At 63.8% G+C, this 22,416-nt stretch carries 22 protein-coding genes; 10 read left to right on the top strand and 12 right to left on the bottom strand.

The window, feature by feature from the left end; translation table 11 throughout:
* On the top strand, positions 1–186 hold a 186-nt coding region (locus tag OUZ30_RS19475; RefSeq protein ID WP_266184119.1), incomplete at its 5' end, for a hypothetical protein.
* Positions 187–313: 127 nt separating this feature from the next.
* On the opposite strand, the gene tyrS is transcribed toward OUZ30_RS19475, so the two are convergent.
* Positions 314–1,525, bottom strand: a complete 1,212-nt coding sequence (gene tyrS / locus OUZ30_RS19480) for a tyrosine--tRNA ligase (protein ID WP_266184121.1) — start codon at positions 1,523–1,525, stop codon at positions 314–316.
* 183 nt (positions 1,526–1,708) lie between these two features.
* On the opposite strand from tyrS, the gene OUZ30_RS19485 reads away from it, so the two are divergent.
* A complete protein-coding gene (locus OUZ30_RS19485; RefSeq protein ID WP_266184122.1) occupies positions 1,709–3,148 on the top strand; it encodes an OapA family protein in 1,440 nt (479 codons plus the stop codon).
* Positions 3,149–3,151: 3 nt separating this feature from the next.
* A complete protein-coding gene (locus OUZ30_RS19490) occupies positions 3,152–4,270 on the top strand; it encodes an anhydro-N-acetylmuramic acid kinase (protein ID WP_266184123.1) in 1,119 nt (372 codons plus the stop codon).
* Here OUZ30_RS19490 and OUZ30_RS19495 read toward each other — a convergent pair.
* From OUZ30_RS19495 to OUZ30_RS19505, 3 genes are all read right to left on the bottom strand, one after another.
* Positions 4,267–4,566 carry a hypothetical protein gene (locus tag OUZ30_RS19495; RefSeq protein ID WP_266184124.1) on the bottom strand — a complete coding sequence of 100 codons (300 nt, stop codon included), beginning with the start codon at positions 4,564–4,566 and terminating at the stop codon, positions 4,267–4,269. The genes OUZ30_RS19490 and OUZ30_RS19495 overlap by 4 nt on opposite strands.
* A gap of 96 nt (positions 4,567–4,662) precedes the next feature.
* Positions 4,663–6,048 carry an AmpG family muropeptide MFS transporter gene (locus OUZ30_RS19500; RefSeq protein ID WP_425601542.1) on the bottom strand — a complete coding sequence of 462 codons (1,386 nt, stop codon included), beginning with the start codon at positions 6,046–6,048 and terminating at the stop codon, positions 4,663–4,665.
* On the bottom strand, positions 5,978–6,748 hold the full coding sequence (locus OUZ30_RS19505; RefSeq protein ID WP_266184126.1) for an exodeoxyribonuclease III: 771 nt from the start codon (positions 6,746–6,748) through the stop codon (positions 5,978–5,980). The genes OUZ30_RS19500 and OUZ30_RS19505 overlap by 71 nt, the downstream gene beginning before the upstream one ends.
* Positions 6,749–6,782: 34 nt before the next feature.
* Here OUZ30_RS19505 and OUZ30_RS19510 point away from each other — a divergent pair, with 34 nt between their 5' ends.
* The 3 genes from OUZ30_RS19510 to OUZ30_RS19520 all read left to right on the top strand — a co-directional run bounded on the left by OUZ30_RS19510 (position 6,783) and on the right by OUZ30_RS19520 (position 8,710).
* The gene (locus tag OUZ30_RS19510; protein ID WP_266184127.1) at positions 6,783–7,280 is read left to right on the top strand and encodes a GNAT family N-acetyltransferase; all 498 of its coding nucleotides are present in this window, start codon (positions 6,783–6,785) and stop codon (positions 7,278–7,280) included.
* 23 nt (positions 7,281–7,303) lie between these two features.
* Positions 7,304–7,951, top strand: a complete 648-nt coding sequence (pyrE, locus tag OUZ30_RS19515) for an orotate phosphoribosyltransferase (protein WP_266184128.1) — start codon at positions 7,304–7,306, stop codon at positions 7,949–7,951.
* Positions 7,952–8,062: 111 nt separating this feature from the next.
* The gene (locus OUZ30_RS19520) at positions 8,063–8,710 is read left to right on the top strand and encodes a DUF4124 domain-containing protein (protein WP_266184129.1); all 648 of its coding nucleotides are present in this window, start codon (positions 8,063–8,065) and stop codon (positions 8,708–8,710) included.
* Positions 8,711–8,760: 50 nt separating this feature from the next.
* Here the strand turns inward: OUZ30_RS19520 and OUZ30_RS19525 are convergent, their stop codons facing one another.
* The 5 genes from OUZ30_RS19525 to OUZ30_RS19545 form a co-directional block, all read right to left on the bottom strand.
* A complete protein-coding gene (locus tag OUZ30_RS19525) occupies positions 8,761–11,088 on the bottom strand; it encodes a phosphomannomutase/phosphoglucomutase (protein ID WP_266184130.1) in 2,328 nt (775 codons plus the stop codon).
* 68 nt (positions 11,089–11,156) lie between these two features.
* On the bottom strand, positions 11,157–11,627 hold the full coding sequence (gene dut, locus OUZ30_RS19530) for a dUTP diphosphatase (protein ID WP_266184131.1): 471 nt from the start codon (positions 11,625–11,627) through the stop codon (positions 11,157–11,159).
* Positions 11,624–12,829, bottom strand: coding sequence for a bifunctional phosphopantothenoylcysteine decarboxylase/phosphopantothenate--cysteine ligase CoaBC (coaBC, locus tag OUZ30_RS19535; RefSeq protein ID WP_266184132.1), 1,206 nt, complete (start codon positions 12,827–12,829; stop codon positions 11,624–11,626). Before coaBC ends, dut begins: the two co-directional genes overlap by 4 nt.
* A 138-nt stretch (positions 12,830–12,967) precedes the next feature.
* Positions 12,968–13,867, bottom strand: coding sequence for an SDR family NAD(P)-dependent oxidoreductase (locus OUZ30_RS19540; RefSeq protein WP_266184133.1), 900 nt, complete (start codon positions 13,865–13,867; stop codon positions 12,968–12,970).
* 55 nt (positions 13,868–13,922) lie between these two features.
* Positions 13,923–14,663 (bottom strand): SDR family oxidoreductase, encoded by a 741-nt coding sequence (locus OUZ30_RS19545; protein WP_266184134.1) that lies wholly within the window; start codon positions 14,661–14,663, stop codon positions 13,923–13,925.
* A gap of 115 nt (positions 14,664–14,778) precedes the next feature.
* Here OUZ30_RS19545 and OUZ30_RS19550 point away from each other — a divergent pair, with 115 nt between their 5' ends.
* From OUZ30_RS19550 to OUZ30_RS19565, 4 genes are all read left to right on the top strand, one after another.
* The gene (locus tag OUZ30_RS19550) at positions 14,779–15,687 is read left to right on the top strand and encodes a LysR family transcriptional regulator (protein WP_266184135.1); all 909 of its coding nucleotides are present in this window, start codon (positions 14,779–14,781) and stop codon (positions 15,685–15,687) included.
* Positions 15,688–15,796: 109 nt separating this feature from the next.
* Complete coding sequence (gene radC / locus OUZ30_RS19555) at positions 15,797–16,468, top strand: RadC family protein (protein WP_425601543.1); 672 nt, start codon at positions 15,797–15,799, stop codon at positions 16,466–16,468.
* Positions 16,469–16,938: 470 nt separating this feature from the next.
* Positions 16,939–18,630: an arginine--tRNA ligase gene (gene argS, locus OUZ30_RS19560; protein ID WP_266184137.1), complete on the top strand. Its 1,692-nt coding sequence runs from the start codon at positions 16,939–16,941 to the stop codon at positions 18,628–18,630.
* Positions 18,631–19,362, top strand: coding sequence for an SPOR domain-containing protein (locus OUZ30_RS19565; protein WP_266184139.1), 732 nt, complete (start codon positions 18,631–18,633; stop codon positions 19,360–19,362). It begins immediately after the preceding gene.
* Between the two features lie 78 nt (positions 19,363–19,440).
* Here OUZ30_RS19565 and OUZ30_RS19570 read toward each other — a convergent pair whose 3' ends face one another.
* From OUZ30_RS19570 to OUZ30_RS19580, 3 genes are read right to left on the bottom strand one after another with little or no spacing between them, the layout of a single operon-like run.
* Complete coding sequence (locus OUZ30_RS19570) at positions 19,441–20,301, bottom strand: NAD(P)-dependent oxidoreductase (RefSeq protein ID WP_266184140.1); 861 nt, start codon at positions 20,299–20,301, stop codon at positions 19,441–19,443.
* Positions 20,302–20,317: 16 nt separating this feature from the next.
* Positions 20,318–21,508, bottom strand: a complete 1,191-nt coding sequence (locus OUZ30_RS19575; protein ID WP_266184141.1) for a patatin-like phospholipase family protein — start codon at positions 21,506–21,508, stop codon at positions 20,318–20,320.
* A gap of 15 nt (positions 21,509–21,523) precedes the next feature.
* Positions 21,524–22,315: an acetoacetate decarboxylase gene (locus tag OUZ30_RS19580; protein ID WP_266184142.1), complete on the bottom strand. Its 792-nt coding sequence runs from the start codon at positions 22,313–22,315 to the stop codon at positions 21,524–21,526.
* Positions 22,316–22,416 lie beyond the last annotated feature (101 nt).

A 22,416-nucleotide genomic window follows, 5' to 3' on the forward strand; every position in this document is an offset into this window, starting at 1 on the left:
TCACCTGCGCACACTGTCAAAGATCTTAATCACTTGCGACTCGTTGCCGATATCGCGTTGGAACATTTCGTTCCGAGTGAGCCGCTCATCTTACATCGTTTTTCCTGTCCGTCAACACCTTCAGCGAGAAACTTTTTGCTGTCGTTGTTGCCGTGGAAGACGTTGCCAGCGGCGGGAGGCGAATAATAGGTAGACCCCCCGCCTTTGACAAGCAATTTTTGAAATTATTTTTCGTGTTTCGCGTAAGACGTTGTTCTCACGCGAAACTCTGTGCGCGAATGCATCGCGACGACGTTGCGTCGTCGCGATCGACTCATGCAGACGTCAACAACACGCGCGCGAAGTTTCGTTTGCCAACCTGCAAAACCGCCTCAAAGCCCGGCGAAAACACGCGTTGAGTATCTTCAACAACTTCTGCGTCGATGCGCACGGCTCGTTCTTTAAGTTTGCGGTTCGCTTCGGAGTTGCTCGCGGTGAGACCTGCTGCGGTAAGTAGTGCGGGCAAACGCAGGCCTTCCGCAGGCACCGCGATTTCCGTGAGCGGCAGCAGGCTGGTATCGCCTTCGCCAGTGACGACCGCATGCCAGCCGGCAATCGCCTGCTCTGCGGCAGCCGCATTATGGAAACGCGTGGTCAGTTCGCGCGCCAGGCGCAGCTTGGCGTCGCGCGGATTGAGCGCACCGCTTTCTATATCGCGCTTCATCTGCGCGAGGTCGTCCAGCGAGGTCTCGAAGCTGAGCAACTCGAACCAGCGCCACATCAGTTCGTCACCGATCTTCATGGTCTTGGTGACCATGTCGATGGCGGGCTCGTTGATACCTATGTAGTTGCCCAGGGACTTGGACATCTTGTTGATGCCATCCAGGCCTTCCAGCAGCGGCATGGTCAAGACGATCTGGGCGGGCTGGCCGTGGTGTTCCTGCAGGGCGCGGCCCATCAACAGGTTGAACTTCTGGTCGGTGCCACCCAGCTCGATGTCGCAGCGGAGCGCGACGGAGTCGTAGCCCTGCACCAGGGGGTAAAGGAATTCGTGAATGGCGATCGGCTGCTGTCCGGCGTAGCGCTTGGCAAAGTCATCGCGTTCGAGCATGCGCGCCACCGTGTGCTGTGCGGCGAGCTTGATCATGTCGGCGGCCGTCATCTGGCCGAACCATTCGGAATTGAAGCGAAGCTCGGTGCGCTCCTTGTCGAGCACCTTGAAGACCTGCTCGGCATAGGTCTGGGCATTGGCGAGCACGTCGTCGCGTGTCAGCGGCTTGCGCGTGATGTTCTTGCCGGTGGGATCACCGATCATGCCGGTGAAATCGCCGATCAGGAAAATCACCTCATGCCCCAGATCCTGGAACTGGCGCATTTTGTTGAGCAGCACGGTATGACCCAGATGCAGATCCGGTGCGGTCGGATCGAAACCTGCCTTGATACGCAGCGGGCGCCCGAGCTTCAAGCGCTCGACCAGCTCTTCCTGCTTGATGATTTCGTCGGCGCCGCGCGCGATGGTGGCTAGCGCCTGCTCAAGCTCGTTCATGTATTCCTCGATCCACTCGTTGTCTGGACAGCTGCGAGAGCATAGCTGACCCCTCTGTACCGTTAATTGTGCGTTAACCCCAAGCATCGCGCAAACCATTGATGGAAAAGGCGTTGACGCCATTTACACAGGGCCGCTATGGTACGGCCCAACTAGAAATTTGTACCTCGGGGAACACCGGGCATGGGTGAGAGTAAAGAGATCGCGCGCACTGCGCGCAAACAGGCTATGCGCCGCAAGGCGCAGCGTCGTCACTCTCACTTTTATGAACGCTGTGCGCACTGGTCGTTCGGTTGTCATGGCGATGCGGAACCGATTCACTGGCATCGCGAGCGCTGGATGCTTGCTGGCACGGCGCTGCTGATCACCGCCCTGTCCGGCTTCATTATTCCCGCGTGGGCCAGTGCGATGCGCCCGGACACCGTGTCCACGGCGCATGCCATGCTTCCGCTCGCGCTACCCCGCGCCGCGCCCGAAACCACGCACGTGCCTACCGTCGAGGATTGGCACATCGTGCAGGTGCAGCCGGGCCAGACGCTGTCCGATATCTTCCAGGGCCAGGGCCTGAGCCTTACCGACCTGCAGCATGTCGTGGATCAAGCCGGCGATACCAAGGCGCTGCATAACATCCGCCCTGGTGAGGAATTCGACTTCCTGCTCGGCAGCGATGGCAGCTTGAAAGGCATTCGCTTCGACAAGGATGAAGCCAGCCGCGCGGTCATGCGCTTCGAAGGCGACAAGGCGACGGTGACGGCGCAGACGCGTGAGGTGGAGCGTCGCGAGCACGTGGCGCACGGCACCATCGACAGCTCCCTGTTCGCCGCCGGCTCCAAGGCCGGCATGAGCACCCAGATGGTGCTCAAGCTCGCCGAGCTGTTCAAATACGACATCGATTTTGTGCAGGATCTGCGCGAAGGCGACAGCTTCACCGTGATCTACGACGACGTCTATCGCGATGGCGCCTATCTGCATGAAGGCGAGATCGTCGCCGCGGAGTTCGTGAACCAGGGTGACCGGTACACCGCTTATCGCTTCAAAAAGGACGACGGCAGCTACGGCTGGTTCAGCGAGGACGGTCGCCCGATCCAGAAGTCGTTCCTGCGCATTCCGGTGGACTTCACCCGCATCTCCTCGCAGTTCAGCGCAGCCCGCATGCATCCGATTCTCGGCCTGATGCGCGCGCACCAGGGCGTGGATTACGCCGCACCGACCGGTACGCCGATCCATGCCGCGGGCGATGGTGTCGTCAAGTTCAAGGGCTGGATGAACGGTTACGGCAACTTTGTGATCATCCAGCACGACGGCAGCATCAGCACCGCCTATGGCCACATGTCCAAGTTCGCCGACGAAAAGGTCGGCCAACGCGTGAGCCAGGGTTCGGTGATCGGCTATGTCGGCATGACCGGTCTCGCCACCGGTCCGCATTTGCACTATGAATTCCGTGTCAACAATGTGCAGCGCGATCCGCAGAAGGTGACGCTGCCCAAGCCCGAACCGTTGCCGGGCGTACAACTGGCGAAGTTCAGGGCCCAGGTGGTGCAGCCGCAGCTGGCCCGCCTGAAGACCCTGGACGCCAATATCAAGCTCGCCCGCGCCAGCGGCAACAAGCGCAACGACGACTGAGCCGTGAGCGATGCTTCGGCGCTTTACCTCGGCCTGATCTCGGGCACCAGCGCCGACGGCATTGACGCCGCGCTGGTCCGCTTCGAAAACGACACACCACAATTGGTGGATGCGCTGACGCATCCGTGGCCGGAGGCGTTGCGCTCGCACATTCTCGCCATTGCGCAGGACGAAGCGCGCCTCGACCTCGATGCCTACGGTCGTCTCGACGTGGCCATTGGCCGGTGCTTTGCGGATGCAGCCGCACAGCTATTGGCGCGCAATGAGGGCATTCGATCAGCCGTACGCGCGATTGGCTCGCACGGCCAGACCCTGCGCCACCGACCTTCCGGCGAACACCCGTTCACCTTGCAGGTCGGCGATCCCTCGGTGATTGCCGAGCGCTGTGGCATCGATGTGGTGGCCGATTTCCGCCGTGCCGACGTTGCCGCTGGTGGCCAGGGTGCACCACTGCTTCCCGCGGTGCACGCCATGTTGCTGGCGCACACCCATCACACGCGAGTCGTCCTCAACCTTGGCGGCATCGCCAATATCACCGTACTCGGTGCGGACGGCAGCGTCGTTGGCTTCGACACCGGCCCGGCGAATGGCTTGATGGATGCCTGGTGTCTGCGTCACCTCGGTGTGCCCTTCGACGCGAACGGCAGTTTTGCCGCCTCCGGCCTGGTGGACGAGACGCTGCTGGCCAGTTTGCTGACCGATCCGTACTTTGCACTGCCACCGCCGAAGAGTACCGGGCGCGAGCATTTCCACCTGGCCTGGCTCGACACACACTCGCGCCTGGTCGCGCTGCCGCCTGCCGACGTGCAGGCGACGCTGCTTGAGCTGTCCGCACGCAGCGTCGCGGATGCTATTTCGCGCCACGCCGCGGATGCGATCGAAGTGATCGCCTGCGGTGGCGGCGTGCACAACGGGGTACTGATGCGTCGACTGCGCGAGCTGCTGGCTCCCTGTGCGCTCGCTAGTACAGCCGAGCATGGGATCGACCCGGACTATCTGGAAGCGACGGCATTTGCCTGGTTGGCGCGCCAGCGATTGCTTGGCCTGCCCGGTAACCTGCCTGCCGTCACCGGCGCGCGCGGTCCCCGCGTGCTCGGCGCAATCTACCCCGCTCCGCCCTAGTCACTATCGCCCAGCGTGCGGTTACCTGGTGCGAGCTGGGTAGCCGGCGTGCGCGAAAGTGCTTGCATCGCTTCCATGAACGCGGCGCGCTCCTTGGCGTCCCATTGGCCACTCAGCGTGGTGAGGTCGCCCGGGTCGAGCATGGTTTCGGCGAACAGGTTGGACGAGGCCAAGCCGAGGCCATGCCGCAGTGCATAGAGCACGACGTCATTGATCGACCACTGTCGTTCCTTGGCCAGCGCCTTGATGCGCTCGGCCATGGAATTGTCGATATGGCGTATGACGAGGTCCGGCACGGACTTCACTCCCGGTCACAAGCCCCCTGTGATGATTATCTTGGCACAGAAGAATCTCCGGGAATATCGATCGCTTGGCTGATTTACAGGTCGACTTCAGTGGACCAGCTCGGTGGCGTCGGGTGATTCCGTACGACCGAAGCGCGGCCACAGGTACAGAAACAGCAGGCTGGCCGGAACGATCGATACCACGGTAAGGATGAAATAGCCGCCGTAGCCCGTGGCTGTCGCGATACCGCCGGCAAAAAAGCCCAAGAGCTTGCCGGGCAGATTCACCATGGAGCTGAGCAGAGCGTATTGGGTCGCCGTGTGCTGGCGACTGACCAGGGACGACAGGAACGCCACGGTCGGCGGGCCGAGCACTCCCAGGGTGAAGTTCTCTCCCGAGATCACCAGGGTGAGCACCAGCAGATTGCCGGGATGGACGAGCAGCCAGAGGTACAGCAAGTTGCTTATCCCCGCCAGCACAATGGACGCCCCCAGCGTGCGCCATGCGCCCCAGCGCGCCACCGCCGCACCGCCGACAAAAACGCCGGCGATACCGATCCAGATGCCGTAGATTTTGGTGATTGCACCGATCTGCGTTTTGGTGAAGCCCATGTCGCGATAAAACGGGCTCATGACGCCGCCAACGGTTGCCTGCTCGGGAATCTTGAACAGCAGAATGAACAGCAGGGTCACCCCGGCCAGATGCCACCCGTAACGACGGAAGAAATCGGCGAAGGGATCGACCACGCTTTCGCGCATGGCCGCGCGCCAGCTCGGCGGCCTTAGACGCAACACGTCAGGCTCTGCAGCCATCAGGGTCGTGGCCACGGGCAAGGCCATGGCTGCGGCGAGGATCAGATAGACGACGGTCCACGACACGTGATCAGCCAGAATCAGCGCCACCGCGCCGGCCAGAATCAGCGCGATGCGATAACCGAGCGAATAGGTGGCAACCAGCGCACCCTGCGCAGATGTCGGGGCTATCTCGATACGATACGCATCGACGGCAATGTCCTGGGTCGCACCGAAGAACGCCACCACCAGGGTCGCCGCCACGAACGGCACCAATTGGTTCGGGGTCAGCAATGCCATGGCAACCAGACCTACAGCCACGCCGAGCTGGGCAAACAGCAGCCACCCACGGCGCTGGCCCAGGCGACCGAAACCCGGCAGGCGCCAGTGATCGAGCAACGGCGCCCACAGGAACTTGAACGCGTAGGTCATGCCCGCGCTGGCGATCATCGTGATGTCTTTCAGTTCGATGCCCTGTTCCTTGAGCCAATAGGCCAAGGTGCCGGCCACCAACAGAAACGGCAGCCCCGAGGAAAACCCGAGCAGGAACATCGTCCAGGCCGAGGGCTGCGTGAAAGCGGCCCACGCTGAAATCCTGGCTGGCTTGGCGACAGGCGGCGCCGCAGGCGCCTCAGTCGGCATAGTCGACCGTATAAGGTGCGTGGTCGGAGAAGCGCTCGTCGCGATAGATCGAGCAGTCATTCAGTCGTGCGCGCAAGGATGGGGACACCACCTGGTAGTCGATGCGCCACCCCACATTGTTCGCGCGGGCCTGGCCACGATTGGACCACCAGGTGTATTCCACCGCGTCCGGCTTGATGGCGCGAAAACTGTCCACCCAGCCGCGCTGCTGGAACAGCAGGTCGAGCCAGGCGCGCTCCTCGGGCAGACAACCCGAGTTCTTCTGGTTGGAAGACCAGTTCTTGATGTCGTTCTTGGTGTGGACGATGTTCCAGTCGCCGCCAATGATGTAGTCGCGACCACTCTTGAGCCACTTGTCGAAGATCGGCGTGATCCACTCCATGGCCTTGAACTTGAACTGCTGGCGTTCATCACCGGAGGAACCCGACGGAAAATACAGCGACACCACGGAGAGGTTGCCGAAACGCGCCTCGATGTAACGGCCCTCGTTGTCGAACTCGTCCCATCCAAGCTCGGTAAGCACCTTATCGGGCTCACGCTTCGCGTAGATCGCCACGCCGCTGTAGCCCTTTTTGCTGGTGGCATCCCGATAGAAGCAATGGTGGCCATCGGGGCGGAACATCGGATCGCTGAGCTGCTCTTCCTGCGCCTTGGTCTCCTGCAGGCAGACCACGTCCGCGTTCTGCTTGCGCAACCACTCGAACACGCCTTTGTTGGCGGCCGAACGAATGCCATTGGCGTTGAGGCTGATGATGCGCATGCGGGCTCCTGGGTGATGCGCCATCATACCAACCATGCATAACGAGCCCGATATCCGCGTCGCGCCAGTCGAGGCGGCGCTTCGCCAGGCGGTACTTGGCCTGCGAATTCATGAAGCCCAGCGAGATTTCGTGGGGCCTATCGCGGACCTGCTGGCCGACGCTGAAAGCTGCGACGGCAGCGAGCCCATGGCTATCCTGTGCGGCGACACGCCAATCGGCTACTACCGCATCGAGACCCAGGCGCGCTGTCTGGTCGGACGTGATTTCGTTCGCCCCACGCTGGGCTTGCGCGCGTTCTTCATCGACCACCGGTGGCAGGGTCGCGGATTCGGCGCGCTTGCGCTTGCGGCGATATTCGGCGACCTCGCCGTACGGCATCCCACGGCGCGGGACCTGGCGCTGACCGTGAATAGCCGCAATGCCGTCGGCCTGGCGCTTTATCGGCGCGCCGGCTTCGTGGACACTGGCGAGCTGTACCATGGCGGGCGTTCCGGGCCGCAACACCTGCTGGTGCGCGCCCTGCCCGTCTGACAAACCATTGAGAGAGCCTTGCCGTGCACGATTACCAGCGCGACTTCATCGACCTCACCCTGCAGCGCGACGTGCTGCGCTTCGGCGAATTCACGCTCAAATCCGGGCGCCAGAGTCCTTACTTCTTCAATATGGGCCGGATCGATTCCGGTGCCGCGCTGGCGCAGCTCGGTCGCGCGTATGCGGCGGCAATCGTGAACTCAGGCATCGAAGTCGACATGCTGTTTGGCCCGGCCTACAAGGGCATCGCGCTGGCCGCTGCTACGGCCATCGCCCTGGCTGACCAACACCGCCGCGATCTGCCCTGGGCGTATAACCGCAAGGAAGCCAAGGACCACGGCGAGGGCGGTGTGCTGGTCGGTGCACCGCTCAAGGGCCGCGTGCTGATCGTTGACGACGTGATGACAGCCGGTACGGCCGTGCGCGAATCGCTGGCGCTGATCCGCGCCCACGGCGCCACGCCGGCCGGCGTGCTGATCGCACTGGATCGCCAGGAGCGCGGCCAGGGTGAGCTGTCTGCAGCCCAGGAAGTCACCGCCGAATTCGGCATCCCGGTCATCGCCATCACCAGCCTCGGCGATGTGTTGGCTTATGCGGGCGAGCGCCCTGAACTGGCCACGGAGCACGCGCGGCTGGTGTCGTATCGCGAGCGCTACGGCGTCAACGGCTGACCATGGTGCAACACGTTGGCGACGTTAGTCACACCAGCGATCGAGGTGGCGTGGCAAGGTCATGGCCGACGCCGTACGCCGGCTATACTTCCGCCGACAAGGGGGAACTTCATGCGTAAAACAGTTTTTGCCATCGCGATGCTCGCGCTGGCAGCCGGCCTGCACGCGCAGGCACAAAACAGCAGTCATGGCGGCATCCGCTATCGCTGGCGTGATGCCAGCGGCTTGCCGCATTACAGTGACAGCCTTTCATCCGATGCGCTGAAATACGGCTACGAGCTGGTGAATGATCGCGGCTTGGTCATCCAGCACGTTGATCGCCAGCTCAGTCCGGAAGAGCGCGCCGCGGCCCAGAAGCAGGCCGAGCAGCAGGCAGCCCAGCAGCACGCGGCGGAGGAGCGCACCCGCGGGGACTCGCAGATGCTCGCAGCCTATCCGACCGAAGCTGCGTACAAGGATTCGCAACAGCAGAGCCTGGGCAACATCGACCAGCAGATCAACACCACGCGCGTCAATCTGCGTAGCCAGGAGAAGGCGCTTGCGGATCTGCTGACGCGCGCCGGCGATCTGGAACGCGCCAAGCAGCCGGTGCCGAAGTCCCTCAACGATGGCATCAGCAAGCAGCGCAATATCGTGGCTGGCCAGCGCAATACCCTCGAGCGCCAGCAGAATGCCCGTGACGCTGCGGAGCAGAAGAATGCGCAGGACCTTCAGCACTACCGTGATGTGAAGGCGGCGCACGACAAGTCGCAGGGGTAGAAGCCGGAATGGCTTGGGGGCGTGTCCGTTACCCGCCCCCAATCTGCGCGTTAGAACGGCAGCTTCAGCGATGGGTCTGTGGCCAGCAACTGCTGACGGAACACGTTCTGGATGCGCGCCAGCGCAGCCGCGTTATCCGCGTCGAAACGCAGCACCAGGATCGGCGTGGTGTTGGACGCACGAACCAGGCCCCAGCCATCCTGCCAGTCGGCTCGCACACCGTCGATGGTGGTGAGGGTGGCATCGCCAAACGTCGCACGCTGGCGAAACTTCTCGATAAAGCGGTAGTGCTCGCCCTCGATCATTTCTACCTTGAGTTCCGGGGTGGAGACTCCCTTCGGACAGGTGGCGAAGATTTCTTCGGGCGTGCGCTCTTCCGGATCACCCGAAATAATTTCCAGCAGACGCGCGCCCGCGTAGATGCCGTCGTCGAAGCCGTACCAGCGCTCCTTGAAGAAGAAGTGGCCACTCATTTCGCCGGCCAGTTCAGCGCCGGTCTCGCGCATCTTGGCCTTGATCAGCGAGTGGCCGGTGCGCCACATCAGCGGGCTGCCGCCGGCGTCGAGGATTTCGCCCTTCAGGTGGCCGGTGCACTTGACGTCGTAGATGACGGTAGCGCCGGGTTGGCGCGACAACACATCACGCGCAAACAGCATCAGCGTGCGATCGGGGAAGATGATTTCGCCTTCCTTGGTGACCACGCCCAAGCGATCGCCATCGCCGTCGAAGGCCACGCCCAGGTCGGCACCTGTCTCCTTCACCGCGAAGATCAGGTCTTCCAGATTGTGTGGATCGGACGGATCGGGATGATGGTTCGGGAAGGTGCCATCGACATCGCAGTAAAGCGGAATCACATCGCAACCGATGCCTTCGAGCACCTGGGGTGCGACGGCGCCCGCGATGCCATTGCCGCTATCGACCACGATCTTCAGGCGACGCTCGGCCTGCACATCGGACGTAATCCGCTCGATGTAGTCAGGCAGCACATCGACATGTCGCAGATTGCCCTTGCCGTCGCGTTCGAGCGCGTTCGCGGCGATCCGGCGGTAAAGATCCTGGATGGCGCCTTCGGATAACGTCTCTCCCCCCACGACGATCTTGAAGCCGTTGTAATCGGGCGGGTTGTGGCTGCCGGTAACCGCCACGCCGGAGCCCGTGTTGAAACGGTACGCGGCGTAATAGACCACCGGCGTCGGCACGGCTCCGATATCGATCACATCGATGCCGGCCATGCGCAGTCCGTCCGACAAGGCGCCGGCCAGTTCCGGGCCGGAAAGGCGACCGTCACGACCCACCACGATCTCCGGCAGCCCCTTTTCGCGCATGACCGTGCCGATTGCCTGACCGAGCAGGCGAGCCACGTCCTTGGTCAACGAGGTACCCACGACACCGCGCACGTCATACGCGCGGAAGATGGTGGGATCGACCGTCACCGTGACTGGCGCTGCAGGCTCGGACTTGGTGGCGCGGGGAGCATCGAGCTTCGCCGGCTCCGGGGTGCTTTCAATCATGTCGGACAAAACAGGTTCCTCAACTTGCATGGCACGCTGGCGACGCGGGTGACTGCGCAGCCAGAACAGATATAGCCCGCCGCCGAGAGCGAGCAGGCCCAGTAACGCCGTCAGCGGCCACACTTTCGGCATCACGATGTACGCGCCCGGCAACGCAGCGACCACGCTCAAGGTGCTGCCGGCCACCGGTTCACTGCGGTTGGGCTCGCGCTCCGCCGAAGGGTCGCCGGACGCCAACAACCGCATGTCGCCGCGATCGTCACCCTGCCGGAGTTCCAGTCTGCCGCCTGCTGGCGGAATGGAATCGAAACGCTGTTGCAGGGACCCGAACGGCAGTTCCACCCATACCCAGGCCCGCGGGTGCCGAGCTTGGCCGACCGGCAGCACCAAGGTCAGGCGGCGTTCGTTCGGGCCACCGGCAACGGTTTGCGCCAGCGTGGCACCGTCAGCGGTTTGCGCTGCCATCAGCTGGGCGGCTTTGCCATAGCCGAAGACGCGGTAGTTGGCGTGAATGACTTCGTCGAGACCGCCGCTATAGACATTCAGCGCGAGCGCCTGCGGGATTTGCTGACGTAGGGTGGCGCCCGCTTCGGCAGGGTCGGCAATCAGGCCAGCTGTGTCGGCGGCGTCGATCACCGCCTGGACACGACCGCGCTCGCTGGCGATCTCTGCGGCCAGCGATTGAGCTACCTGCTTCTGGGCAGCGTGAACCCGCTCGATGGCGCTGCTTTCGCCAGCGATCAGCCAGGTCTGCCAGAGGCAGAACAGTCCGATCAGCAGCAGTAAGGTGCCCAGCCCCAGCGGCAGCAAGCGCCGCCACTCGATGGTTCCGGCGAATGATCGCCCGCGCGTGCTGATTGTTGCCATGCCCTGTCCCCAAGCAGGTTGTCTGGCCACTCGACATCACGGGCGCCCTCGGCACCCGGATGGCGGGCCTAGTTAACTCCGGTCGAACCGAAACCGCCCTCGCCCCGCTGCGACGGCGCAAACTCCTGCACCACGTTCAACCTTGCCTGCCCCACCGGCACCAGCAACAACTGCGCAATGCGATCACCCACGGCGATGGTGTACGGCTGGGTGCCGCGGTTCCAGCACGAAATCATTAGCGGGCCCTGGTAGTCGGCATCGATCACGCCGACCAGGTTGCCCATCACCAGCCCATGTTTATGGCCCAGACCCGACCGCGGCACGATCAAGGCGCACCAGCCCGGATCGCCGATATGAATTGCCATGCCACTCGGTAACAGGGCGCTCTCGCCCGGCTGCAGGGTCAGTGGCGCCTCGATGGCGGCACGTAAATCCATCCCCGCGCTTCCGGCGGTCGCCGGCTCCGGTAACGGAATGACATCGCCAAGGCGCGCATCGAGAATTTTCAGCTCGACTTCAATCCCCTGCCCGCCCCTCATGCGCGCACCGCCCGGTAGCGTTCGGCCACCTTGGCCACCAGCTGATGCGCTAGCTCCGTCTTGGAGGTTCGCCCCAGTTCGGCGACACCTTCGGGCCAGTAAAGGGTCAATGCATTGTCGGCAGCCTCGAAGCCGAGGCCGCCACCGACCTGGTTGGCGGCAATCATGTCCAGTCCTTTGCGCTGCAGTTTGTCGCGCGCGTATTGCTCCACATCATGCGTCTCAGCGGCGAATCCAACCAAGAAGGGGCGCACGGTTTGTGCGGCGAGGGTGGCGAGAATGTCCGGATTCTCGGCGAGATGGAGTACCAGCGCCGCACCGTCATGCTTCTTGATCTTTTGGCTGGCCACGCTCGCAGGGCGGTAATCGCCCACCGCGGCGGCTCCGATATAGATGTCCGCTTGCGCGGACGCAGCCACCACCGCATCGCGCATCTGCGCGGCGCTTCGTACGTCGACGCGGCGTGCCACGCCTTGCGGTGTGGGCAAACTCACCGGGCCAGCCACAAGGGTCACGTTGGCACCCGCCTGTACGGCAGACTCGGCGATCGCAAAACCCATCTGACCGGAACTGCGGTTACCAATGAAACGGACCGGATCGATGTCTTCGTAGGTCGGGCCGGCGCTCACCACGACATTCAATCCGCGCAGCGCGGCGTGGCCAAACGACGCCACGATCGCGGCGCGCAATCCCAGCGGTTCCAGCATGCGACCCGAACCGATATCGCCACAGGCCTGGTCGCCCGAGGCGGGACCCAGCATGCGCACGCCGCGCTGGCGCAAGGTATCGATATTGGCCTGCACCGCCGGGTGCGCCCACATCTGCTGGTTCATCGCCGGCGCCACGTAGACGGGCGCTGCGCTGGCCAGGCACACCGTGGTGAGTAGATCGTCGGCCATCCCGTGCGCAAGCCGGGCGATCAGGTCGGCGCTGGCTGGGGCGATCAGGATGCGCTCGGCCCAGCGCGCCAGCTCGATATGGCCCATGGCCGCTTCGGCCTCGGCGTCCCACAGGCTCATCCGTACCGGTTGGCCAGACAGCGCCTGGAACGTCGTGGCGCTGACAAAATGCGTAGCACCCTCGGTCATCACCACGCGAACCTCGGCGCCGAGGTCGCGCATACGGCGGACCAGCTCGCAGGACTTGTAAGCAGCGATTCCGCCGGATACGCCCAGCAGGACGCGGCGTTGGGCAAGACTCATGGTGTTAGCGCCTGACAACCGGTTAGGTGGGTAGCTTACCGGAATCGTCAGCTTTCCTTGGCGATGTCACACCCAGTCATCGATCAGCCAAAGCAGCTTGAAAGAATCGCTGAACGCTGGATGATCACCGACCTCGAATCACCCCAACTCGCGTGGCCTGAGGATGTCCTCCAGCCCGATGCGGCGAAGCAGTTCCGCCCTTACCCGATCAGCCACGCCGTTGACGATCTCTGCCCCGTCCTGTGACGGATCGATGTGCACACGGAAAGGCCGCTTGCCGAACGGTGCATCAACCACGGCGACAATCGCGTCCGCTACCGCCTGTGGGTCCGCATCGGCCGGCTCCAGCGCCGCCAACCCCTTGAAGGCCACCTCGCCGAAATCAGCCGTCGGTCCGCTGGCATAGGCCTGCGCCACCTCGGTATCGGCCGGTGAGCCGGCATGGGCGAAGTGATTGGTGCCCTGGGTGAAGGCGCCGGGCACGACGATGGACGTTTCGACGCCCCAGCGCGCCAGCTCGCCCGCATAGCTCACCGCCAGCGAATCCATACCCGCCTTGGCGGCGAAGTACGGCGCCAGATAGGGCGGCGTACCGCCGCGAACGCTGCTGGACGACACCCATACAACCAGGCCCCGGCCTTGCTTGCGCAGCTGCGGCAAGGCCGCGCGATTGACTCGCTGCGTGCTCAGCACGTTGACGTCATACAGTTCGGCAAACTGCTCCGGCGTGAACGCCTCGGCCGGCCCGTACGACATGTGGCCGGCGTTGTGCACGACCACGTCGAGGCGGCCGTGCTCGGCAACGATCTGGCCAATGGCGGCATCGACCGATGCCTGCGCAGCCACATCCATCTCGATGGCGCGCAGATCGATGCCGTGTTCATGGGTGTATTGCTGCATCTCGGCCACGCGCGCCGCGTTGCGTCCCCGGGTTTCGCGCATGCCCGCATAGACCGTGTGGCCTGCATGCGCCAGCGCGCGTGCGCTCATCAGGCCGAAGCCACTCGACGCGCCCGTGATGACGATGATGTTTTTCATGATGATGTGTCCTTGGAAAGTGACTCGCCCCTTGGGCGATGCCAGAAAGGAAGATTCAGATGAGGCCGCCATTGGCACGCAGCACCTGGCCGTTCACCCAGCTGCCATCGGGACCCGCGAGGAAGGCCACCACGTTGGCGATGTCGTCGGGTTGGCCCAGGCGTTCGAGGGGAGCCGCCTTCGCCATCTGCGCGACCAGTTCGGGCGACTTGCCCTTGAGGAACAGATCGGTGGCGGTGGGGCCCGGCGCCACCGCATTTACGGTGATGTTGCGGCCACGCAGCTCCTTCGACATCACATGGGTCAGCGCTTCCACCGCCGCCTTGGTCGCCGCGTAGACGCCATAAGTGGGCAGGTAGGTGCCTACGATGCTGGTGGAGAAATTGATGATGCGGCCGTCCTGGGCAAGGCGTTTGCCGGCTTCGCGCAGAGTGTTGAAGGTGCCCTTCAGGTTGACCGCGATGGTGCGATCGAACACGTCGTCGTCGGTGTCGGCCACGGCAGCCAGCTGCATCATGCCGGCGTTGTTGACCAGCACGTCGACCTGGCCAAAAGCTGCCTCAGCCGCGTCGAACAAACGACCTACGGCCGCTGGGTCAGCGATATCCGCCTGCGCAGTGAGCGCACGGCCACCAGTGGCCTCGATCTTGCGGGCCAGCGTCTCGGCGGCGGCTACGTCGCCGGCGTAGTTGATCACCACGATGAAGCCATCGCGAGCCAGGCGTTCAGCGATAGCGGCACCGATACCGCGGGAACCACCGGTGACCAGGGCGACTTTGGGAGTGTTGGCAGACATGGGAAGCATCCTCTGAAGGGACCGACGATTTGCCGGTGGTGAGAGGATGGACTTTTCTGTTTGACGGATAATCTGCCGAAATCCGCCTTCATCATTCGGATAACGGGAACAAACTATGGACAAAGTCGATGCCATGCGTTTGTTTGCGCGGATCGTGGAACGTCGCAGCTTTACGCTGGCGGCGCACGATCTGGAGCTGCCGCGCTCCACCGTGACCGAGGTCGTAAAGCGGCTGGAGGCGCGCCTGGGGGCGCGGCTGCTGGAACGCACCACGCGCCAGGTTCGCCCCACGCTGGATGGTGAGGCTTATTACCAGCGTTGTCTGGCCATTCTTGCCGAGATCGAAGAAGCCGAAGCCGCCTTCACCGGCGCGAAGCCGAGCGGTCTGCTGCGCGTACACGTACAGGGCACGCTGGCCCGCCACTTCATGCTCCCCGGCCTGCCCGGCTTCCTGGATCGCTACCCCGAGATCCAGCTGCGCATCGGCGAAGGCGACCGCTATGTCGATCTCGTGCGCGAAGGCGTCGACTGCGTCTTGCGTGTCGGCAAGCCTTCCGACAGCAGCATGGTCGGCCGCCAAGTCGCCTTGCTGGAAGAGGCCACCTGCGCCAGTCCTGGGTATCTCGAACGCCACGGCCTACCGCAGTCGCCCGACGATCTCGCGGGCCACCGCATGATCGGCTTCGTCTCATCCGCTACCGGCAGCGTGATGCCGCTGGAGTTCCTGGTAAACGGGGCGCTACGACAGCTCACCCTGCCGGTCACGACCAGCGTCGTGGGTGCGGAGACCTATGTCGCCATGGCGCGGCTGGGCCTGGGCCTGATCCAGGTGCCGCGCTACCGCCTCCAGGAGGATTTCGCCAGCGGCACCCTCATTGATGTACTGCCGGACTTTCCGCCCTCATCGTCGCCGGTCTATGTGCTCTATCCCCAGAATCGCCAGCTATCGCCACGGGTGCGGGTGTTCGTCGACTGGCTCGCAGCCGAGTTTGTGGCACGCCTGCCGCCGATCGCCAACGTTTAAGAGCCTGTTCACCGCCAGCCAGTGCCCACTCGACCCCGGCGGTGCTTCCGACACGCGGCGCGGCGCGACCCCGATGGGCTCTGATGAACCCTGCCGTCAGGCTGCGTGTATGAGCATTCGTGAATGGCCGGCACAGGAACGTCCCCGCGAGAAGCTGTTGGCGCGCGGCTGCGATGCGTTGTCCGATGCCGAATTGATCGCCGTGCTGCTGGGCAACGGCATCCCCGGCAAGGACGCCATTGCACTGGGGCGAGAGCTGCTGGGTAACAGTGGGGGCCTCAGCGCGCTGCTCGGCGACCCCGGCGGCGCGATGAAACTGCGCGGCATCGGCCCGGCCAAGCGGGCGCGCCTTATCGCCGCGCTCGAACTGGCGCGCCGTTCGCTGGCCGAACAACTGGCCGAGCGTCCCAGCCTGGGCAACCCTCGCGACAGCGGCAACTACCTGCGTGCCCGCCTACGCCACCTGCCCTATGAAGTGTTTGGCTGCCTCTATCTCGACAACCGGCACCGCGTGCTGGCGTTCGAGGAACTGTTTCGCGGCACGATTGATGGTGCCAGCGTGCATCCGCGCGAGGTCGTCCGCGCCTGCCTGCGCCATAACGCGTCCGCCGTGATCTTCGCGCACAACCATCCCTCGGGCGTGGCCGAACCCAGCGCCGCCGATCGCGCGATCACCCGCGAGCTGCGCGATGCGCTGCAATTGGTCGATGTGCGCGTACTTGATCATCTGGTGATTGGCAGCGGTGAACCGGCATCCATGGCGGCACTCGGCCTGCTTTGACGGCGCCAAAAAGAACAACGGCGCGGGGGAGGCCGCGCCGTGTAACCGTCTTGTGGGGAGAAAGGAGAGGAACGGCGATCTCCCTGTTCACACCAACGGGGAGGTGTCAGCGGGAACAGGATCAGTGTGGCAGTGCCGCATGACAGGCCCATGACGCGGTGCTGGCTACCTGCCTACAGGGTGCGCTCCGCAACTTATGCACATTTGGCCGCGGACGGCCCTTTCCGGTCCACTCATGCCACACCCCTCAAATGTATCTCGCAATTTACGGAAATCGTTGACTATTTTTCATTACACTGCAATTTCAGCCGGAAAATAGGCGGCATCGCCGAAGCGTGCTGGAATCTTCCTCACAGACTTATCCACAGGTTGCCCGCTCGCAGCGCAGCATGGCGGAAAGCCCTTGCAGACCGGTCCCGGGGGCGCGGGTCTGATAGGATTGACGGTTCCACCGTCGCCCGACTAATGCCGTGAAAGAACAGCTGCGCGAACTGCTGCTGCAGGCTATCCATACCCTGCAGAACGATGCCACCCTGCCCGCGGATCTCGACGTGCCCAACTTCGTGATCGAACGCGCCCGCAGCCGCGAGCACGGCGATTTCGCTGCCAATGCCGCCATGTTGCTGGCCAAGCCGGCGCGCGCCAAACCGCGCGAGCTGGCCGAGAAGCTGGTAGCCGCCCTGCCCGCCAATACGCTGGTGGAAAAGGTAGAGATCGCCGGCCCGGGCTTCATCAACTTCTTCCTGGCGCCTGCCGCCTATCACGAGGAAGTTCGCCGCATCATGGCCGAGGGCGACGCCTACGGCCGCAGCACCAGCGGCGACGGCAAGACGGTGGGCGTCGAGTTCGTCTCGGCCAACCCCACCGGCCCGCTGCATGTCGGCCACGGCCGCAACGCGGTGCTGGGCGACTGCCTGAGCCGCCTGCTCGAAGCCACCGGCTGGAAGGTGAAGCGCGAGTTCTATTACAACGACGCCGGCGTGCAGATCCAGAACCTGGCCGTCTCGACGCAGGCGCGCGCGCGCGGCCTCGCGCCGGACGATGCGGGCTGGCCCGAGGACGGTTACCGCGGCGACTACATCGCTGACGTGGCCAAGGCTTATCTCGCCGGCGAATCGGTGGTGGCTGATGGCCATGCCGTGACTGGCGCCAAGGATCCTGAGAATCTCGAAGCGATCCGCCAGTTCGCCGTGGCCGCGCTGCGCCATGAGCAGGACCTCGACCTCAAGGCCTTCGGCGTCGGCTTCGACGTGTACTTCCTGGAATCCTCGCTCTACACCGACGGCAAGGTGGAAGAGACCGTGCGCGAGCTGGTCGCCCACGGTCACACCTACGAGGAAGGCGGTGCGCTGTGGCTGCGCTCGACCGACTTCAATGACGACAAAGACCGCGTCATGCGCAAGTCCGACGGCACCTATACCTACTTCGTGCCGGACGTGGCCTATCACCTGTCCAAGTGGCAGCGTGGCTACGAGAACGCCGTCACCGTGCTGGGCTCGGATCACCATGGCTCGCTGGCCCGCGTAAAGGCGGGCCTGCAGGCGCTGGATGTCGGGATCCCGAAGGGCTGGCCGCATTACGTGCTGTACCAGATGGTGACGGTGATGCGTGGCGGCGAGGAAGTGAAGCTGTCCAAGCGCGCCGGCAGCTACCTCACCCTGCGCGACCTGATCGAAGAAGCCGGCCGCGATGCGACGCGCTACTTCCTCATCTCGCGCAAGGCCGACTCGCAGCTGGTATTCGACATCGACCTGGCGCGCTCGCAAAGCAACGACAATCCGGTCTACTACATCCAGTACGCCCATGCCCGCGTATGCCGCGTGCTGGAGGAACTGGCCGAGCGCGGCCTGCCGGCGGTCGACACGCTTGCCGGCATCAAGCAGCTCGCACGACTGGACAGCGAGCACGAGCAGGCGCTGTTGACCGAGCTGTCACGCTACCCGGAAGTGGTCGACGCCGCCGCCGGCAATCTGGAACCTCACCTGATCGCGCAATATCTGCGCGAGCTCGCTGGCGCCCTGCATAGTTATTATCACGAGCACAAATGGATCGTGGATGATGCGGAACTGCGCAACGCGCGTATCACGCTCGCCGTCACCACGCGCCAGGTCATACGAAACGGTCTTGATTTGCTGGGCCTCAGCGCCCCGGAGAAGATGTAAATGGCAGCACGCAAGGGCAAAGGTCGCCAGGCCGTCCGCAATAACAGCGGTGGCATGCCGGGCTGGGGTTGGGCCGTCATCGGCATCCTGATCGGTGCCGTGCTGATGTTCGTGGCGAGTGGCCATCTGCCGATGGCGCCGCGCCCCAACGATGGCCCGCAACCCAATCCCCAGGCCACCGCCCAGCGCGGTAGCGACGCCGGTGCCGCGGCCTCGGAATCCACCTCGGCCACCGACAACTCCCCGGCGCCGAAGAAGCCTCAGTACGACTTCTACTCCGTGCTGTCGGAAAAGGAAGTTCGTATTCCCGACGCCGTGATCAGCGCCCAGGCCAAGGCCGAGCAGCAGCAGAAGCAACAGGCCCAGCAGGCGGCCCAGAGCGCTGCCCAGCAGCAGGCCACCGTGCAGAAACCGGCGAATGCACCGGTCGCGGTCGCCGAGGCCGTTACCGCCGCCCCCGAGGCTGCCGTGAAAGCGCCGCCCCCGGCACCGGGTGCGGGAGGTTACCTGCTGCAGGTCGGCGCCTTCCCGAGCCCGGCTGACGCCGAGACGCTCAAGGCCAAGCTCGCCATGCAAGGTTTCGTCGCCAATGTCGCTTCCGTCAGCGTCAACGGCCAGACCTACAACCGCGTGCGCCTGGGCCCGTTCCATTCGGCCACCGAACTGGAGACCGCCAAACAGCGTCTCGCGTCGGCCGGCATTAATGCGATTGCGTTGAAGGAAGGCAGGTAAGACGCTTTCCGCGCTCAGTGAAGCCGAAAAGGCCGTGTCGCGAGACACGGCCTTTTTTTACTTCTCGCTGGGCAGGAATCAGCGCTTGCGCTTGAGCCGAATCAACGCCGAGATGTCTTCGTCACCGTAGCCCTGGCTCATCAGCTCGGCATAGTCGGCGAGTGAGCGCTCGATCACGTTGCGGCTGGTGCCGGCACTTTCGGCAATCTGGCGCACGATGCCCAGATCCTTGTGCAGCAGGCCCAATTTGAAGCCCACGCTGAATTCGTCGCGCAGCATGGTGGCGCCACGCTTTTCGAGGAACCAGTTGCCGGCCGCGCCAGCACCCAGCGTGGGCAGCAAGCGCTCGGGATCGAGGCCCAGCGCTTCACCGAGTGCGAGACCTTCGCACACGCCTTGCGCAATACCCGCCACCAGCACCTGGTTCACAGCCTTGGTGGCCTGGCCGGCACCGACGGCACCTAGATGTGTAATGCGCAGCGCATACGCTTCCAGTACGGGGCGTGCACGTTCGAGCACGTCGGCATCGCCGCCTACCATCACCGATAGCTTGCCGCTCTTCGCGCCTTCGACACCACCGGATACCGGTGCATCGAGGAAGTACGCACTGACCGCGGACAGGCGCGCGGCCGCCTGCTTGGCGGTATCCGGTGCGACCGTGGAGTGGTCCACCACGATCGCGCCCTTCCTGAGGTGCGGCGCGAGTGCGTCGACCGTGCCCAGCACGTCGGCATCCGCGGTGACGCACAGGGCGATCACGTCGCATTGCGCCGCCAGCTCGGCCAGCGGCGGCGCGGCTACGCCGAGTTCCTTCGCCACGGCATCGGCATTGGCCTTCGTGCGACTCGACACGGCATGAAGCAAGCCGTGTGCCTTCAGATGCCCTGCCATCGGCGTGCCCATGGCGCCGAGCCCGATAAATGCTGCCTTGAGACTCATGGTGTTTCCTGATTGATCAATCTTCGCAGTGGACGTCGTGGGTAATAAAAGGATGTTCGGCACTCGGCCGTTCGAACCAGGTCGGCTCGGCCAGGGTGCATTGCATGTCGTCCATACCGGCATTCCAGTGCTGGCGCATGCTGTCGAGGCTGAACTCGTAGTCTTTGTAATGTCCTTCGTAGGGCTTGTTGCGATAGATGAGATGGAACAGGTTGACCAGGGCGCTGCTGGCGTAGATCTCGGCGTGACGATAGGCAGGATGGTTGCGCTGGTCTTCCGGCACCAGGGCCATCACATCGTGCAGCACGCGCTCTTGTCGCTGGCGCAAGCTCATGTATTCGGTGATCAGGCGTGTGCGGCTGGAGTACTGGATGTCCTTGGTGCGCGAAGTCACTTCCGCCAGATCGCTCGGCAACTCGCCACGCGAACTCCACAGATCCACCTGGAATATCAGCGAATCGCACCGCGCTGCATCCGACAATACCTTGTAGAGCGGCGTATTGGAGACCATACCGCCGTCCCAGTAAAACTCGCCATTGATCTCGATCGCGGGAAAGCCGGGCGGCAAGGCGCCCGATGCCATGAAATGCTCGACGCGCAGCGGGCCTTCGGTGTTGTCGAAGTAGGCGAAGTTGCCCGTGCGCACATTGACGGCGCCCACCGACACGCGCATCGAGGTCTTGTGGTTGATGCGGTCGAAATCGACCAGTCGCTCCAGCGTGAGCTTCAAGGGCGCCGTGTCGTACCAGCTCGCCGTGGCCGGAGAGGCGTTCCATGGCATCAACGGGAAGGGCCGCGGATAAAAGAAGCCAGGCTGCCCCTCGGTAAGCGCGCGAAACGCCGCCCAGCCACTCTGGACGTTTTGCCAGGTCAGCTGCCACGCTCCCGGCTCCAGCGGCGGCGTGGGCCACACCGGCAACAGCGGTGGACGACATATGGCCTGCCAGAACTCGCGCAAACGTTCGACCCGGCGCTCCGGCGCGTTGCCGGCGATGATCGCCGCGTTGAGCGCGCCGATGGAGATGCCGGCGACCCAGTTGGGATGGATGCCAGCCTCGTCCAACGACTGGTATACCCCCGCCTGATACGCGCCCAGCGCGCCTCCGCCCTGCAATACCAGGGCGGTGACCTGATATTGCCTATGGTGCTCTCGCGCAAGCTCCTGGTCGGTCATTTTCAGTGCTGATGGGTTCTTACGGACGTCCATACGGATTAACCCTGTTCAATCGGCCAGATAGTCGTACACGACCGTGCCCAGGTCGAGCGTCAGGTCGGTGATGAAGTGTAGGGCCGACTCCACGTTCAGCACTGGCAGGTCGGCCACGGGCGCCAGTGCATGAGGATGCAGTTCGAGCGAGGCCGGGCCGGTCCAGGCACCCTTGAGCGTGACGTTGGTGGTGTAGTAGCGAACCAGCTCGCAAATGCGCGGCGTACCGTCCACGTGCGGGATTATCTTCAACAGGTAGTTGGGCGCCGCCAATCCGGCCAGGATCGCGTCGCGATCGGCCTCGCGGTGCTTGAAACCCATGGTGGCCTTGGCCACGCGCACCTTGCCGTAGTCGAGCGTGCCGACGATGGTGTCGATCTCGGTATCCAGCACCGGGCTGGCGAGCTTCTTCGGGAAGCCCCACAACTCGCGACCACCCGCGATCGGCGGGTGGTCGTTGAGGTACATCGAATGCACATAGCTTCCCCGCTCGCCGCGGAAGCTCACGGGAATCACCTGGCCCGACTCGGTGTAGTCGCCGAAGCCGGTGGAATCGGGCATGCGGATGAATTCGTACTTCACCAGCGGCTGCTCGATCTCCAGTGGTTCGGGTACCACCGCGCGCAACGCATCCAGATCGGTGCGATAGGTGACGACGAGGAACTCGCGGTTGACGAATCGATACGGTCCCGGCGGAAAGGCCGGGCTGGTCAGTGGCATGGCAAAAGCGTTCGCTAAAACGTCGGCAATCTTCACTGGCGATCCTTGTGGGGGAAGCGAGGGTCGGGGAGGCCGAGCCGCATGCATGCCTTATCGGTCCGCGGGCGAGGGACGCGCAACGAAGGAGCGGTCGCAGCAGCCGTGCCGACAGGTTCGCCGGCACGCGCTGCCGGGCGCCCTCGCTACGC

The organism is Dyella humicola (assembly GCF_026283945.1).
In the GTDB taxonomy this organism is placed as follows: domain Bacteria; phylum Pseudomonadota; class Gammaproteobacteria; order Xanthomonadales; family Rhodanobacteraceae; genus Dyella; species Dyella humicola.